This window comes from Streptomyces sp. NPDC056296 (assembly GCF_042268605.1).
GTDB lineage: Bacteria > Actinomycetota > Actinomycetes > Streptomycetales > Streptomycetaceae > Streptomyces.
Genome location: NZ_JBHJRX010000044.1, coordinates 64,180 through 79,848, shown reverse-complemented (window position 1 = coordinate 79,848; position 15,669 = coordinate 64,180). Strand labels below are relative to the sequence as shown.

General features: G+C 70.2%; 17 protein-coding genes. 4 read left to right on the top strand and 13 right to left on the bottom strand.

The window, feature by feature from the left end; translation table 11 throughout:
* The 13 genes from ACFCZF_RS28860 to ACFCZF_RS28800 all read right to left on the bottom strand — a co-directional run.
* On the bottom strand, window positions 1-94 hold a 94-nt coding region (locus tag ACFCZF_RS28860), incomplete at its 3' end, for a chorismate synthase (protein ID WP_351336173.1).
* The gene (gene aroA, locus ACFCZF_RS28855; RefSeq protein ID WP_376674119.1) at window positions 91-1,407 is read right to left on the bottom strand and encodes a 3-phosphoshikimate 1-carboxyvinyltransferase; all 1,317 of its coding nucleotides are present in this window, start codon (window positions 1,405-1,407) and stop codon (window positions 91-93) included. The genes ACFCZF_RS28860 and aroA, both read right to left, overlap by 4 nt.
* Window positions 1,408-1,443: 36 nt before the next feature.
* Window positions 1,444-2,640, bottom strand: coding sequence for a prephenate dehydrogenase (locus ACFCZF_RS28850; RefSeq protein WP_376674118.1), 1,197 nt, complete (start codon window positions 2,638-2,640; stop codon window positions 1,444-1,446).
* A complete protein-coding gene (aroH, locus tag ACFCZF_RS28845; protein WP_376674117.1) occupies window positions 2,637-3,035 on the bottom strand; it encodes a chorismate mutase in 399 nt (132 codons plus the stop codon). The genes ACFCZF_RS28850 and aroH overlap by 4 nt, the downstream gene beginning before the upstream one ends.
* Complete coding sequence (locus ACFCZF_RS28840; protein ID WP_376674116.1) at window positions 3,032-4,477, bottom strand: class II 3-deoxy-7-phosphoheptulonate synthase; 1,446 nt, start codon at window positions 4,475-4,477, stop codon at window positions 3,032-3,034. The genes aroH and ACFCZF_RS28840 overlap by 4 nt, the downstream gene beginning before the upstream one ends.
* The gene (locus ACFCZF_RS28835; RefSeq protein WP_376674115.1) at window positions 4,474-5,022 is read right to left on the bottom strand and encodes a cupin domain-containing protein; all 549 of its coding nucleotides are present in this window, start codon (window positions 5,020-5,022) and stop codon (window positions 4,474-4,476) included. The genes ACFCZF_RS28840 and ACFCZF_RS28835 overlap by 4 nt, the downstream gene beginning before the upstream one ends.
* 56 nt (window positions 5,023-5,078) lie before the next feature.
* Complete coding sequence (locus ACFCZF_RS28830) at window positions 5,079-6,278, bottom strand: acyl-CoA dehydrogenase family protein (RefSeq protein ID WP_376674114.1); 1,200 nt, start codon at window positions 6,276-6,278, stop codon at window positions 5,079-5,081.
* Between the two features lie 24 nt (window positions 6,279-6,302).
* Entirely contained in the window at window positions 6,303-7,649 is a 1,347-nt protein-coding gene (locus ACFCZF_RS28825; protein ID WP_376674113.1) for an FAD-binding oxidoreductase, read from the bottom strand.
* 98 nt (window positions 7,650-7,747) lie between these two features.
* Window positions 7,748-8,266 carry a flavin reductase family protein gene (locus ACFCZF_RS28820; protein WP_376674112.1) on the bottom strand — a complete coding sequence of 173 codons (519 nt, stop codon included), beginning with the start codon at window positions 8,264-8,266 and terminating at the stop codon, window positions 7,748-7,750.
* A gap of 275 nt (window positions 8,267-8,541) precedes the next feature.
* On the bottom strand, window positions 8,542-8,766 hold the full coding sequence (locus ACFCZF_RS28815; protein WP_376674111.1) for a hypothetical protein: 225 nt from the start codon (window positions 8,764-8,766) through the stop codon (window positions 8,542-8,544).
* Window positions 8,727-8,963 (bottom strand): hypothetical protein, encoded by a 237-nt coding sequence (locus tag ACFCZF_RS28810; RefSeq protein WP_376674110.1) that lies wholly within the window; start codon window positions 8,961-8,963, stop codon window positions 8,727-8,729. The genes ACFCZF_RS28815 and ACFCZF_RS28810 overlap by 40 nt, the downstream gene beginning before the upstream one ends.
* A gap of 24 nt (window positions 8,964-8,987) precedes the next feature.
* On the bottom strand, window positions 8,988-9,311 hold the full coding sequence (locus tag ACFCZF_RS28805) for a hypothetical protein (RefSeq protein ID WP_376674109.1): 324 nt from the start codon (window positions 9,309-9,311) through the stop codon (window positions 8,988-8,990).
* Window positions 9,312-9,394: 83 nt separating this feature from the next.
* Window positions 9,395-10,150 (bottom strand): SDR family NAD(P)-dependent oxidoreductase, encoded by a 756-nt coding sequence (locus ACFCZF_RS28800; RefSeq protein WP_376674108.1) that lies wholly within the window; start codon window positions 10,148-10,150, stop codon window positions 9,395-9,397.
* A 504-nt stretch (window positions 10,151-10,654) separates the two neighbouring features.
* On the opposite strand from ACFCZF_RS28800, the gene ACFCZF_RS28795 reads away from it, so the two are divergent.
* The 4 genes from ACFCZF_RS28795 (at window position 10,655) to ACFCZF_RS28780 (ending at window position 15,629) form a co-directional block, all read left to right on the top strand.
* Entirely contained in the window at window positions 10,655-12,274 is a 1,620-nt protein-coding gene (locus ACFCZF_RS28795) for an FAD-dependent oxidoreductase (protein WP_376674107.1), read from the top strand.
* Between the two features lie 73 nt (window positions 12,275-12,347).
* On the top strand, window positions 12,348-13,622 hold the full coding sequence (locus ACFCZF_RS28790; protein ID WP_376674106.1) for a GNAT family N-acetyltransferase: 1,275 nt from the start codon (window positions 12,348-12,350) through the stop codon (window positions 13,620-13,622).
* A 69-nt stretch (window positions 13,623-13,691) separates the two neighbouring features.
* The gene (locus ACFCZF_RS28785; protein ID WP_376674105.1) at window positions 13,692-14,288 is read left to right on the top strand and encodes a TetR/AcrR family transcriptional regulator; all 597 of its coding nucleotides are present in this window, start codon (window positions 13,692-13,694) and stop codon (window positions 14,286-14,288) included.
* A gap of 114 nt (window positions 14,289-14,402) precedes the next feature.
* Window positions 14,403-15,629, top strand: coding sequence for an MFS transporter (locus tag ACFCZF_RS28780; protein WP_376674104.1), 1,227 nt, complete (start codon window positions 14,403-14,405; stop codon window positions 15,627-15,629).
* The last annotated feature ends 40 nt before the right edge of the window (window positions 15,630-15,669 follow it).

Sequence of the window (15,669 nt, the reverse complement as noted above, 5' to 3'; positions counted from 1 at the left end):
TGGTGATCGGTACGCCGGCGGGCAGGCCCTCCAGCGTCGCGACGAGTGCGGGACCGTGGGACTCCCCCGCGGTCAGCCAGCGCAACCTGCTCAACACGCCCACCGGTCCTCACCGGCGGCCCGGCCGACGGCGTCGGGCAGCTCGTATGCCGGGAAGAGTCGTCGCATCTCCTCGTGGAAGCCGGGGAACGTCTTGGCCACGCAGCGCGGGTCGTCCAGCGTGACCGTTCCCGGCCTGGCGAGACCGAGCACGGCGAACGCCATCGCGATGCGGTGGTCACGGTGACAGGGAATGCGTGCCGGGCGCGGCTCGCCCGGCCGGACGGTGATCCAGTCGCGGCCCTGTTCGGTGTCGATGCCGCAGGCGCGCAGGTTGCGGGCGACGGCCGCGATCCGGTCGGACTCCTTCCACCTGGCGTGTGCGATGCCGTGGACCGTGATGGGCGCATCCGCGAGTGGGGCGATCGCAGCCAGGGTCATAAAGGTGTCCGAGATCTCGCCCATGTCGACGGTGAAGCCTCCGCGCAGGCGGCCGGTGCCTGTCACGCTCGTCGCGTCGGCGGTCACGGAGACCCGGGCCCCGGCCTTCTCCAGCACCTCCACGAACCGCAGGTCGCCTTGTAGGCTGCCCGCGGCGAGTCCCGGGACGGTGATGGTGCGTCCCGTGACTGCCGCGGCGGCGAAGACGTACGAGGCCGTGGACGCGTCCGGCTCGACCACCAGATCGGCCGGCGTGTATCCGCCCGGCTCGACCCGGAGGCCGCCGTCCGCGCGCTCCTCGACGCTAGCCCCGAAGCGGCGCATCATGGCTACCGTCATGGAGACGTAAGGGCTGCTGACCAGGGCCTCGGGCTGGACGGTCAGTCCGTGGTCCATGAGTGGCGCGGCCATCAGCAGCCCGCTGAGGTACTGACTGCTCAGCGACGAGTCCACGACCAGCTGACCTCCGGTCAGGCCGTCCGCGCGGACGAGCAGCGGGAGCCCGTCGCCGGGGCCTGCCTCGATCGTTGCGCCGAGACCACGCAACGCCTCCAGCAGGGGTCCCTGGGGATGGGCCCGTAGTTGCGAGGAGCCGTCGAGGAGAAAGGTGCCGTGACCGGTGGCGGCGTACGGGGGCAGGAACCGGGCCGCTGTGCCCGCGTCCGCGCACCACAGGCGTGCCCGGCCGGTCGGCCCACCCCCGGTGCCGGTCACCTCCCAGTACTCGGCCAGGGGGCTGCTGCGCACCCGGCTGCCACAGGCCGTCAGTGCGTCCCGGAAGGCGACCGTGTCGTCACTGACGAGAGGAGCCCGCACCCTGCTGGTGCCGCGGGCCGCGGCGGCGAGCAGCACCGCACGGTTGGTGAGACTCTTCGAACCCGGAATACGCGCGAGCAGCGCCGGGGCCGGGACTTGGACTGTGGTCATGGTCGTATCCCCTCGATTTTTCGGGACATGCCGGTCCTACGACACGCTGGGCAGTGAGGCCACGCGCTGCGAGGGCAGGACCTCCTGTTCCCACAGGTCGTCGACGTGGGAGGACTGCGGCAGCGGGTGGCGGGCGAGGCGGCCGGCCGCTCCCTCGACCTGCCAGCCCTGTTCGCTCAGCCGACGGCGCAACTGCCCGGCGATGACGTGCGGGACGGTGAGCTCGGCCGTCATGAGGTCCTGGACTGGGTCGACACACGTGGTGACGTCCTCGGTGCGGACACCATGTTCGGTGACGGTGTCGAGTAGCCGGACGAGTTCGCCTGGGGTGCCCCCCAGGGTCACCCGGACCGTGGGCCCGGCGGCAGAGCGCTGGACGCGCGCGGGCCGGACGACGTGCAGTCCCTCGGCTCCGCGCTCCAGCAGGTCGACCAGGGCTCCCGCGACGGGGTCCTGTGACCCTTCGTTCCCCGCCACGTCCTCCAGCGCGGTGAGCAGCGCCGTCAAGTCGTTCGCCAGTTCTCTCAGGACCCGGGCGACCGGGGCGGCGTTGCTACGCAGGATGTCGGCCCACAGCTGGGGGTCACCGCCCGCGATGCGGGTGGCGTCGCGCAGCCCCTGGCCGACGAGCCGGAGCGCCTCGGGCGGGCCGTGTTGCAGGCGGGCGGCCATCAGGCTTGCCACCATGTGCGGCGCGTGCGAGGTCAGGGCCACGGCCTGGTCGTGCATCTCACTGTCCATGACGAGCGGGACCGCCCCGCACAGGGCAACCAGTTCGAGTGCGTGGTTGAGAGCGCTCTGCGAGGTCTGGGACGAGGGGGTGAGGACCCACGGGCGCCCGTCGAAAAGGTCGGCGCGGGCCGCCAGCGGCCCGGACTGCTCGCGTCCGGCCATGGGGTGGCCACCCACATAGCAGGAGGGATCTGCAAGGACGGTGCCGACCTGCCGGGCGGGGAGCGCCTTAACGCTCGCCACGTCGGTGTAGCTCCGGGCAAGTCCACGTGCGTGCTGTGCGGCGAGGACGTCGGCGACCGCGCGCGGCGGAACGGCGATCACCGCGAGGTCGACCGGCCCGGTGGGGTCGGTAGTGACGCCCGCTCCGAGTGCCGCGGCGGTCCGGGCCGCCGACGTGTCCCGGTCCACGAGATGGACCGTGGTGCCGCGGCGGCTCATCGCCAGACCGATCGACGTGCCGATCAGTCCGGTCCCGACGACGGCCAGGGTACGGATCACCGGTTCCCCCTCTCCGACGGGCCGGTGGCGGCCCGCTGAGCGAGATCCTTGCGGAGCACGGCGGCGCCGCCGAGGTAAACGTGGCGGATGCCGGCTCGTTCTTTGTCGCTTTCGACGTGTGCCAGGATGCGCACGATTCGAGGCAGGGCGCCCTCCACGTCGAGTTCTCGTGCGCACATCAAGGGGACGTCGACCAGGCCGAGTTCCCGCGCGGCCTCCGCAGGGAAGGCGCTGACCAGGTCGGACGTGGCGGTGAACACGACGCTGACGAGGTCGTCGGGCACCAGGTCGTTGGCTGCCATGACCTCCTTGAGCAGCATGCTGACCTGGCCGCGCAGCACGCTGGGCTCGTCCCGCTCCACCTGGATGGCGCCGCGGATGGCTCGCACCGTCATGTTCGGCTCCCCGGCTGATCGGACACCGGGCGAGGGCTGCGGGACGCGAAGCCCATCTCCGCGATAAGGAACGCCAGGTCGAGCGACTGGCTGCGGTTGAGCCGCGGGTCGCAGGCCGTCTCGTAGCGCTGGTGCAGGTCGTCGACGAAGATCTCGTCGCCGCCGCCCACACACTCGGTGACGTCGTCGCCGGTCAGCTCCACGTGGATGCCGCCCGGGTGGGTGCCGAGCGACTTGTGGACCTCGAAGAAGCCCTTGACCTCGTCGAGCACGTCGTCGAAGCGGCGGGTCTTGTGGCCGGAGGCCGCCTCGTAGGTGTTGCCGTGCATCGGATCGGTGATCCAGGCGACGGTCGCGCCGGACGCGGTGACCTTCTCCACCAGCTCGGGGAGCTTGTCGCGGATCTTGTCCGCGCCCATGCGGACGATGAAGGTCAGCCGGCCGGGCTCGCGCTCCGGGTCCAGGCGCTCGATGTACTGCAGCGCCTCCTCGGCCGTCGTCGTCGGGCCGAGCTTGATGCCGATCGGGTTGCGGATCCGCGAGGCGAACTCGATGTGCGCGTGGTCCAGCTGCCGGGTGCGCTCACCGATCCACACCATGTGCCCGGAGACGTCGTACAGCTGCCCCGTGCGCGAGTCGACGCGGGTGAGCGCCGACTCGTAGTCGAGCAGCAGCGCCTCGTGCGAGGAGAAGAACTCGACGGTCTTGAACTCCTCCGGGTCCGTGCCGCAGGCGTGCATGAAGTTCAGCGCCTGGTCGATCTCCCGGGCGAGCTGCTCGTAGCGCTGGCCGGAGGGCGAGGACTTCACGAAGTCCTGGTTCCAGGCGTGCACCTGGCGCAGGTCGGCGTAGCCGCCGGTGGTGAAGGCGCGCACCAGGTTCAGCGTGGACGCCGACGCGTGGTACATGCGCTTGAGCCGCTCGGGGTCCGGGATCCGGGCCGCTTCGGTGAAGTCGAAGCCGTTGACGGAGTCGCCGCGGTAGGTCGGCAGCGTCACGCCGTCGCGGGTCTCGGTCGGCTTGGAGCGCGGCTTGGAGTACTGGCCGGCGATCCGGCCGACCTTCACCACGGGCACGGAGGCGGCGTACGTGAGGACGGCGCCCATCTGGAGCAGGGTCTTCAGCTTGTTGCGGATGTGGTCCGCGGACACGGCGTCGAAGGCCTCGGCGCAGTCGCCACCCTGGAGGAGGAACGCCTCTCCCTTGGCGACGGCCGCCATCCGGGCGCGCAGCTGGTCGCACTCGCCCGCGAAGACGAGCGGCGGATACGACTCGAGGTCCGCGATCACTGCGCGCAGAGCCTCGGTGTCGGGGTACTCGGGCTGCTGCGCCGCGTCCAGGTCTCGCCAGGAGTACCGGGCCTCAACGGCCTGCCCGGTAGCCGGGGCCGCCGGAACGGGGGTGTCGACGACCGGGTTCGGGGGAAGCAGTCGGGTGCTCACCGGGGCACCTCCACGGCCTGGTACAGATGGTGGCGCTCGCCGATCTCGACGACCCGGGGCAGGTCCTCGGCCCCGGGGGGCGGCGGCGGGGTGCCCGGAACCGGCGGCGCGCCCGCCTCCAGGAAGAAGCGGTCGACTCCCGACGGGGTGAACAGCAGCAGCTGGCGCGCGGTGTGGATGCCGTTGTTGCGGAACCGGTGAGCGGTGCCCTTCGGGATGAAGACGAAGTCTCCGGGGCGTACCTCGTAGGTGCGCCCGCCGGCCGTGATGTCCAGCTCACCGGAGAGCAGGTAGAACGCTTCGTCCGCGTCGGCGTGGATGTGCAGCGGAGGCCCTCCTCCGGGGGGAACCGACGCCTCGATGAAGGTCAGGGAACCGCCGGACTCCTCGTGGGTCAGCTTCACCGTGTAGGCGTCACCGCTGAGCCACACGGACCGGCCTTGGCCCGCCGGGACGTGGAGGACGTCCCGGGACGGTTGCTGAGGGTGTTCGTGGTCATGTTGGTGGTCGGAGCCGTTCGTCGGGGAGGTAGTGCTGTGCGACACGGTTTCGTCCTTTGGGATCTCTTGGCGCCTGGGAGGACCTGCGGTGCCGGTGGTCCTCAGAAGAAGGGGCTGCGGGACTCGCCTCCCAGCAGCACCTGTCCGGTCAGCTCCAGGATCGAGTCCTGGGCCACGGCGTGCTGGCGCATGGTGTGGGCGTCGCGCAGCCAGCGGTCCAGCGGGGACCTGTCGCGGTAGATGGAGGAGCCGCCGACCAGGTCGAACAGGGAGGACACGATGCTCCGCGCGGTACGGAAGGCGTGGTAGCGGGCCAGGGCGGTGGCGGTACGCTGCCGTGCGGTGGTCTGGTCGCCCCGTTCGAGGGCGGCCCACTGCTCCTCCAGGCTGGTGTAGACGGCGGCGCGTGCCGCGGCCAGCTCCATCTCCGCTGTAGCGAGGGTCGTCTGCACCCGTGGGATCGCGGTCCAGGGCGTTCCACTCTCCCGGTCGACGCGGGTGTGCGCGAGGTCCCGCACGTGGTCGATGGCCGCCCGCGCCATCCCCAGGGGTATGCCGGACATCTTGCGCAGGATCGCGTCGGGGGTAGCGTGCAGCGGGCCGGTGCGCCGCGGCACCCGGAAGGAGAAGGAGTGCTCCTCGGGGACGAAGAGATCGGTCACCTTGTAGTCGCAGCTGCCGCTGCCGGCGAGTCCCGTGGTGTACCAGGTGTCCACGATCTCGTACTGCCGAGGACGGGCCACCATCACGCGCCAGTGCACCGGGTCCCCGGTGACGGGGTCGGTCTCCGGCGCGCCGTCCCGAAAGACCTGGCAGCCCGCCACGAGCACCTCGCAGTGGGCGGAGCCGCTGCCGAACCGCCAGTGTCCCGACACCTGGTAGCCGCCCGGCACGCGTTCGGCGCGGCCCTGCGGGTGGATCCAGCCGGAGTTCGGGGTGTCCAGGTCGCCGTAGAACTCCTGGACGGCGGCATCCTCCAGATAGCCCGCGTAGATGCCCGAGTCCATGCCGATCATGGCGCACCAAGCGGTCGAGACGTCGCCGGTGGCCAGTGTCTCGATGAGCTCGGTCTGCTGCATGGAGGTGAGTTCCGGTCCGCCGCGGTCCTTCGATACGGCGGCGCGGAAGACGCCGCTGCGGCGGAGCAGGGCGACGACGTCCTCGGGCAGCCTGCGGCCCGCCTCGATGTCCGTGGCCCGCCTCTGCAGGTACGGCACCGCCTCGCGGGCCTGCCGCAGTATCGCCTCCGCGGTGCCGGGGACCTCGGCCTCCTGGAAGTGGCGCTGCTCTGTGATAGTCACGTTGTCCTCCAGTGGGGTGGCGGTTCAGGCATACCGGCCGGGTGCGATGACCAGGCGGGGGTCGAGGGTCTGCTTCAGCCGGCGGACGAGGGCCCGTGCGGCGGGGTCGCCGGAGAGCCGGTCCACCCACTGGTGATGGTCGGAGTCGAGGCGGTAAGGGTGGAAGCCGGCCTCGGCGAACAGTTCGTAGGTCCGGTCGAGCGCGCGGTGCGCACGCTGGGCGTCCGACTCGGTGCGCGGGAAGCGGAAGGAGACCACGAGATCGACCACGTCCGCGTCCAGGGCGTTGATGGTGGAACCGGCCCGGACACCGGTCTCGGCGTGGACCTGGGCCAAGAGCTCTTGGGCGCGGGCGACGGCGCGGCCGGTGAAGGGGATCAGTGGGAGGAAGAAGATCCATCCGCCGCCCTCAGTGTCGACCTGGTCCGCGTCCTGGCCGACGGCGGAGCGGAGCATCGTCTCGTTGCGCGAGGGGTCGCCCGCGTAAAGCCGCTCGACCGCCTGTGCGACCATGTCGTCGTCCGCGGCTGGATGCTCGTCCGAGCGCAGGACCCGGGTGAACAGCCCGCTCACCTCGGCCTCTTCGCCGAGAACCCGGCTGACAGCGGCCACGGACCGCTCGGTGCCGCTGACGCACAGGTGGGCCAGGTACTCGTCCGCGAGGCCGCCGTAGGACTGGGTGGAGACGGTGTCGTAGACCTTCAACACCCCGGAGACGAGTCCCTGCGCCGTCCAGCGCCGCAGCTCGTCAATGGCCTCCGCCAGCCGGCCGCTGTCGAACCCGAGGCGCAGAACGCACTGGGCTTCGGGGCGGGGCAGCAGCCGTACGACGCCCGCCGTGACGATGCCGAGGTCGGACTGAGTGAACAGGGCCAGCGGCGAAGGGCCGAGACCCTGCGGGTTGACCGCGCTTGGGTGTTCGCCGTGCGGCCACCAGCCGACGCGCAGCAACTCACCGTCAGGGAGTATGACTTCGAGTCCGGCCAAATCCAGGGTGCGCTGCCGGCGAAGGCCGACCCCCCGGTCAACTATGTTGCCCAGCACGCTGGTGTGCCCGGATGAAGCGGTGACGTTGAGCATCCGGTCGGTGCCGTCGAGCAGCTCGGCCAGGCGCAGTTGGGTGACGCCCGGTTCCACGATCGCCCAGCCGCCCTCGACGTCGAGGTCGCGGATCGCGTCGAGGCCCTGGAGTTCCATGGTGACGACGGAGTCCCGGGCCGGTTCACGGGAGCCGAGGCCCCAGTTGCGGCCGGTGCTCAGGGCCTGGAGCCGGGGACCGCCTTCGGTCCGGGCGAAGGCACGGACGGTCTCGCGTACTTCCTCGACCGTGCGGGGCCGCACGATGCCATAGATGTCGCGGGGGAGGAACATGCTGACATTCGCCCCGGGCGGGAGGGGCTGAGACATCTCGCCGACCGCGTGTATCGATGCGGTGGGAATTCCTTCAGGAAGGACGGACAAGGCACACCTCACTTGAATTTCGTACCGATAATTCCGCGGTGGAATACCAGCGGTTCACCGTCGTCCGCACCGTGTCCGATCGAGTCCACGTGGGCGAGGAAAAGGCTGTGGTCCCCGGCCTGGACGATCTGTTCGACGGAGCACCGCAGCGTGGCCAGGGCGACCGGCAGTACGTCCCGCTCGACGGCGGCCTCCAGGGCCGTACCGAGCGGCTTGTCCCGGGAGGCGAACAGTCCGGCCGTCGCCGCTTGCCGGTCGCTGAGGAGGTGGAGAGCGAAGGAGTGACTGTCGCACAGGACGGGATGGGCGCGGGCCGTGTTCAGGACGCTGACCAGGATGCGGGGCGGTGTCAGCGAGACCGACATCAGCGCGTTGATGGTCATTCCCACGGCCCGCTCGCCGCTACCGGCGCACAGAAGGGCGACGCCGGTCGGGAACAGGCGCATGGCCGAGCGCAGATCGACGGCGTCGGCGGCCGGCTCCGGGATGTCGATTCGGGGTGCGTTGGAGTAGACGGTCGTGGACACGGGCCCTCGATTCACTCGGCAACCGGGCCAGAGAAACGCCTGGCTTCTCCCGCGGTCGGCAGATTCACGATTCGTTCTCGAAGCTCTGGGAGATAGCTAATCAGCCAGTCCTGGGAGTGACCACTGATAACTCGGGTCATTGACCCACTACTTGACTACTCGGATGAGTAGATTGCCGCTCGAATCCTGTGGTGCGGAACACAGCGAGAGCGCGCCGCCGAGAGTTTGGCGACGCGCTTCGATAAACGGTGGATGACGGGACGGGGGCGGACGGTTCAGGAAAGGGTCAGCACCGCCTTGCCGCGGACGCGGCGGGCGACGACGTCCTGTGCCGCCTGGCCGGCGGACCACCAGTCGACCTCCCGGCCCACGGTCACCCGCAGTCGTCCCTCGCCCTGCGGCCGGGCCGGATGGGCGCGGTCGGCGCCTGTACGGCCACCGGCCTGGATGCCGACGAGGATCAGCCGCTTCTCGACCAGCTGGTAGGGCGCCAGCGGCATCTCGCGCCCCGATGAAGACCACCCGTCCTGTCCTCGACCATGCCGCCGAGGAGTTCCCCGAGCAGCGGGCCGCCGACGTTGTCGAGCAGGAAGCCGACCGGGCCGCCGATCCGCGCGGCGCTCGTGACCACTTGATCCGCGCCCAGCAGCTCCACCAGACCCGCTTCTCGTGCCGTGTCGCCGACGACAGCGTCCACCTCGGCGCCCTGGAGACGGGCGAGTTACACGGCGAAGTGGCCGTCCCCGCCCGACGCGCCGGTGACGGCGACCCGTTGTCCGGGCAGCGCTGCGGCCCGCACGAAGTCGACCTTGTCCGGGAGCGCCGCGAGTTCGTCGACGTGCACAGCGCGCAGCTCCACCCAGCCACCGGCCCAGCTCCAGGTGACGACACGAGTACCGGCGCCGGGGCCGGCTCCCGAGGCGGTGGGCTCCTCAACCGTGCCGGCGGCGTCGCAGTCGGGGACCGAGCCGTCCGGGGCAGCGGCGTTGCCAGCCTGCGGCAGTTCGCCAGGGTTGAGGGCGGCTGCGGCGACCCGGACCAGCACGTCGTCGGTCCCCGGAACGGGGCCGGGGACCTCGGTGAGCCGCAGCCCACCGGGCCCGGAGTAATCGGCGACGAGCGCGTGGGTCAGAGGTTGGATCCGCCGTCCACCGCGATCGCGGCACCGGTGACGAATGATGCCTCGGGCGAGACGAGGTAGGCAACAGTGTGGGCGATCTCGTCTGCCGTTCCGTAGCGGCCGAAGACGTTCTGCGAGCGCTGGTAGTCGGCGCCGGGGCCGTCCGCCGGGTTCATGTCGGTGTCGATGGATCCAGGAGCGACCTGGTTCACCGTGATCCCGCGCGGCCCCAGGTCGCGCGCCAGTCCGAGGGTGAGGCCGGAAAGGGCGGCCTTGCTCATGGCATACGCCGTCATGCCCGGGCCGGGGACGTGCGCGGCCAAACAGCTGCTGACGTTGACAATGCGTCCCCCCTGCCCCATATGCCGGGCGGCGGCCTGGGCGGTGAGGAAGGCGCCGCGGGTGTTCACATCCAGCGTGCGGTCCAGAACCTCCAGCGACGTCTCCTCCAAAGCCGGCATCGACATGTCCATGTAGCCGGCGTTGTTGACAAGGATGTCGATGCGCCCGAACTCGCTGGCGACGGCGTCAACCGCCGTGCGGACGGCCTCCGGGTCGGCGGCGTCGGCGGCCACGGCCAGGGCGCGACGGCCCGCCGCGCGGATCTCCTCGGCCACCTCCTCCGCCTGGTCCTTGTTCCGAGCGAACGTCACCGCCACGTCGGCCCCGTGCGCGCAGAGCCGGCGGGATATCGCCGCACCGATCCCCCTGTTGCCTCCGGTGACCAGAGCCGTCCTGCCTTCGAGATTCCTGACGATGTCCATGCGCTCAGACCCGTTTCCTTGGTGTGTCGGGGGCGAATACCGGGGCCTGGGGCGGCAGTGCCGCGGGACCCCGGTGCGGCAAGACCATAGGGTCGGTTCAGAACGGCCCTCAAGGCGAAACCGCGGCTCCCAGCGTTTTCTACCCGCACCGGTAGGAGTGAGTAGCTGTCGACTACTCGCGTCATCAGTGGATTGCCGGCCGCGGCCGTTCTAGCGTCGTTCCGTGCCCCGGCCGGCCTCGGCGGTTTACGCGGCGACTCGCTCTCAACGGGCGTACGCCGTCCGCACCGGTCCGGCCGGTCCCGCTCCCGGGAGACGGCGAGCGTGCGGAGCGCGGGGAGAAGAGGCGCGGAACAGTCCCGACCCCGTCGCCGCGGTACAGCCACTCATTCGGCCCGTGGCCGAGCCTCCGGCACGATCAACGTCCCACCCCAGCCAAGAGGGAAATCCATGTCTTCTGCACGTCCTGGCCGTCGATCCGTTCTGGCGGGTGGTGCCGCCGCGGTGGGTACCGCGGCACTGTCGGCCACCGCGGTGCCGGCCGCCGCGGCGGCCGGTGCCGGCGCCGGCACCGGCACCGGCACCGGCGCGACCGTCTCTCCTCGCGACCCTCGCTACGAACTGCTGACCACTGGCATCAACAAGCGCTTCGTGGCCCGTCCCGAGTACATAAAAATGATCCGCTCCGCAGCGGACGCCGAAAGAGCCCTGCGCGAGGCGTACCGCTCCGGCAAGCGGCTGTCGGTCCGCAGCGGCGGCCACTGCGTGGCCGACTTCACCTGCAACCCTGAGGTGGAGGTCATCTTGGACTTCTCCGAGATGACCGGCGTCGGCTACGACCCTAAGTTCCGGGCGTTCTACATGGACGCCGGCGCCCGCCTCTACAACGTGTACGAGGCGCTGTACAAGGGATGGGGCGTCACCATCCCCGGCGGTGTCTGCCACAGCGTCGGCGCCGGCGGTCATGTATCAGGCGGCGGCTACGGCATGCTGTCCCGGGCGTACGGCCTGGTGGTCGATCACCTCTACGCGGTGCAAGTGGTCGTCGTGGACGCGCGTGGCAAGGTGCGTACGGTCGTCGCCACCCGCGAGGAGGACGATCCCAACCGCGACCTCTGGTGGGCCCACACTGGTGGCGGCGGTGGCAACTTCGGGTTGGCGGTCCGGTACTGGTTCCGCTCACCGGATGCAACCGGGCGCCGGCCCGGCGACCAACTGGTCAACCCTCCCTCCCGGGTGTGGACCAGCGCCCTCGACTTCCCTTGGGAGCAGCTCGACGAGTCCTCGTTCGGCCGGCTGCTGAAGAACTTCGGCGACTGGCACGAGCGGCACAGCGGCCCGGACGACCGGTACCGTCACCTGAGCAGCCTGTTCAACGTCAACGCCAAGGGGTTCGGCCGGCTGAGCCTCTACACCCAGATCGACGCGACGATACCCGACGCCCGCGCCCTGCTCGACGCGTACCTGGAGGAACTGCTCGACGGTACGGGCATCGAGCCGGTACCGATGGAGCGTCCCAGCGGGGAACTGGCCGCCATGCCCAACCAGTTCCGGCCGACCGAATTGCCGTGGCTGGCGGCGGCGCGGATGCTCGGCGCCCCCGACCCGGTGGGCGCGAACCCGATCGCGCGGGTGGGACTGAAGTCGGCGTACTTCCGCCGGAACTTCACCGACCACCAGGTCGCCTCCCTGTACCGCTTCCTTTCCGACCCGGAGCTGGACAACCCGGACACGACGCTGGTCCTGTTGTCCTTCGGCGGGCGGATCAACGGCGTCGAGCCGCACGCGACGGCGAGCGCCCAGCGCGACTCCGTCTTCAAGGTGATCTTCCAGAACATCTGGTCGGACGCGAAGCACGACGCACGCTACATGCGCTGGATCCGGGACTGGTACCAGGACGTCTTCGCGGAGACCGGGGGCGTTCCGGAGATCGACGGCGTGACCGACGGCTGCTACATCAACTACCCCGACACGGACATGGCCGATCCGCGCCACAACCGTTCCGACCTGCCCTGGCACACCCTGTTCTACAAGGGCAACTACCGCAAGCTGCAGGCAGTCAAGGGCCGCTGGGACCCGTCGAACTACTTCCGCCATTCGCTGTCCGTCACAACAGGGCGCTGACCCTTCGCCGGTGAGGCGCACGGCCCACTGTGGCCGTGCCGTCTCCTCGGCGACGACCGGAGGTTGAGCAGCAATGACCGATTCAGCGGTGATCGACATACGTTCCGTCACCGAGGACGACCTGCCCGGCTGGACCCGAACGTGGGGCAACGGATACCTGCGCCCGTACACCGACGCCGGCGTCGACGCCATCCGATCGACGGCCGCCCAGGACCGACTCATCGGCGCCTTCGACATGGACAGGTGCGTCGGTACGTACCGCAGCACCGCCCAGGAACTGACAGTGCCTGGTGGCGCCTTCCTACCCGTTTCGGCAATCTCCAGGGTGAGCGTCGCCGGCACGCACCGCCGCCGCGGGCTGCTGAGCAGGATGGTGGCGATGGACCTCCGCGGCGCCTTTGAGCGCGGAGAGCCGGTCGCCGTCCTCGATGCCGCGCAGTACCCCCTCTACGGCCGTTACGGGTTCGGTCCCGCTACGGCGATGGCCTGGTTCGAGATCGACGTCAACCGGTCCCGGCTGGACCCGCGGCGGACCACCGACACCTCCGGTGTTCTGCTCGTCGACGCCCGGGAGTACTCGAAGGCCGCCCCTGCGGTCTACGAGCGGCTGCGCGCCGTCCAGCCCGGCACGCTGCGCAGGGACGAGGTGTGGTGGCAAGAGGTCACCGGGCAGCGCGCGGGAACCGCGTCCGGCCGGCCCGAACCGTTCTTCGCTCTCCACCTGGACCCGGTGACGGGCGAGGCTGACGGACTGCTCTGCTTCAGCTCCGAGGAGCGGTGGGGGGCCATGCTGCCCCAGTCGCCCCTGTGGATACGCGATCTGATCGCAGTGTCCCCACAAGCCGAGGCGGCCCTGATCCGGTTCGCAGTGTCGACCGACTGGGTAACCACGGTCCACCTGCCCTACCGCGCCCCTGACAGCCTGCTCCCGCTGTGGCTGGGCGACCCGCGGTCGGCGCGAGTCAGTGCCCTGAGCGACTACATGTGGCTGCGCATCCTGGACACGCCCCGCGCCCTGTCTGCCCGTACCTACGGCGTCGAGGCGGAACTGGTCCTGGAGGTGACCGACGCGGACGGGTACGCCGCAGGCACCTGGCTGCTGGAGGGCGGTCCGGACGGTGCCTCCTGTACGCGCACCAGGCGCGCCGCGCAGCTGCGCATCGAGGTGCGGGACCTGAGTTCGCTGTACCTGGGGGACGACTCGGCCACGCGACTGTCGATGCTCGGCGGCACCGAGGAGCTGCGGCCCGGGGCGATCGCCCGGGCGGATGCAATGTTTCGCACCGGGCGCCGGCCGTGGTCGCCGCGCGCCGTGCTGGGGCCGCGCTACCAGGCCGGCGCCCCGTGACCGTGTCGAGGCCGTCCGGAGCCACCCCACTATTGGATGGGTCGATCCAAAACGTGCTAAGCTCAGGGCATGGCCCGACCGAGGACCTTCGACGAGGAACGGGCCCTGGACGCGGCGATGCGTACGTTCTGGGAGAAGGGCTACGAAGCCACCTCCACGCAGGACCTGTGCGACGCCACCGGACTGGGGCGTAGCAGCATCTACAACACCTTCAAGAGCAAACACGACCTCTTCGAGCGTGCACTGGCCCGCTACATCGACTCCATGACGACCGCCCAGCTGACCGCCCTGGAGGACGTGCGGCTCAGCGCCGCCGACCGCATCCGCACCCTGTTCGCCATGGTGATCGAAGGCGAGACGGAACACCGGGCGGACGGACGCGGCCTCGGCTGCCTGACCGTGAACACCACGGTCGAGCTGGTCGCCCGGGATGCCCGGGCGGCCGACATGCTGGAACGTGACACCACCCGTCGACTGGCGGCGCTCAGCGCGGTACTCGAGGAGGGCCGACGCGACGGCAGCATCACCTCATCCCGCGCCCCCGGAGCACTGGCCCGCTTCATCAACGCGGCGATCGGAGGTATGCGCATCTCCAGCCAGGGCGGCGCCGACCGGGCCTCGCTGGAGGCGATCGCCGAGATCACCATGGACGCGCTCACCGGCTGACGGTTACGCCGCCCCGGCTGGGTCCACGCATGACCAAGTTTTGTACTGAACCATACATAACATGACGAGACGCCGCCCCGGCGGGCGGCGCGATCCCCCGAAGGAGACCGAACCGTGCCTCGTGCCGTATACGTCCTGGCGCTCGGCATCTTCGCCATGGTGACCAGTGAATTCGTGGTCGCCGGGCTGATGCCGCAGATGGCCGAAGGACTGGACGCGACCATCCCTCAGATCGGTTACCTGATCACCGCGTTCGCCGTGGCCATGGCGGCCGGCGGCCCGTTCCTGACCGTGGCCCTCATGAAGTTCCCGCCGCGGACGGCACTGATGGTGCTGTTCGTCATCTTCCTGGTCGGCAACGTGCTGGCCGCCACCGCGACCGGCTACGGCACGATGATGGCCGCGCGAATCATCACCGGCATCGCCTCCCAGGCGTTCTTCGGCGTGGGCATCTCGATGTGCGCACAGATCACCCGCCCCGAGATCCGCGGGCGCGCGATCGCCGTGGCGATGAACGGCCTCATGCTCGGCACCCTGCTCGGCCTGCCCCTCTCCACGCTGGTCGGCGAGCGCTTCGGCTGGCGCGCGGCATTCTGGACCATCGGCCTGATCACCGTGATTGCCGCCGCAGCCACCCTGTTCGGCGTGCCCCGCATCGAGCGCGCGGAGGGTGGCGGCGGCTTCCGCCAGGAGATCGGCGTCTTCAAGAAGCCCAAGATGTGGCTGGTGCTGTCCAGCAGCACGCTCATCATCGGCGCCACCTTCTCGGCTTTCAGCTACTTCAACCCCATCCTCACCGACGTCACCGGCTTCTCCACGGGCACCGTCCCACTGCTGCTGATCGCCTACGGCGCCGCCACCGTCATCGGCAACAACGTCGTCGGCCGCTTCGCCGACGGGCACACCGTGCCGGTGCTCACCGTCGGCCTCGCCCTGAACGCAGTGTTCCTGACCGGCTTCGCCCTCTTGGCCGACCTGCCCACGCTGGCCGTCATCTGCATGATGGGTATCGGCCTGGTCGGCGTCACCATGAACCCAGCCATGGTGACCCGCGTCCAGCGCACCGGTAACGCCGGCCCGCTGGTCAACACGGTGCACTCCTCCTTCATTACCCTCGGCATCATCCTCGGCTCCTCGATCGGCGCCGTGGTGATCGACACCTGGGGCCTGCGCGCACCGCTCTGGCTCGGCGCGATCATGGCGATCATCGGCCTGGCCACCGTCCTACCCGACCTCGTACGCCGCCCAGCCCCCGCCGGCTCAACGGCGGCGGCGGAGCCTGCCCAGGTGGCAGCCGCACCGGACGGCGGTGCGCCCGCCAAGCAGACCGAGCAGGTCTGACGCCAAGGCAACGCGCCAGTGGGCGGCCGGCACCCGCCGG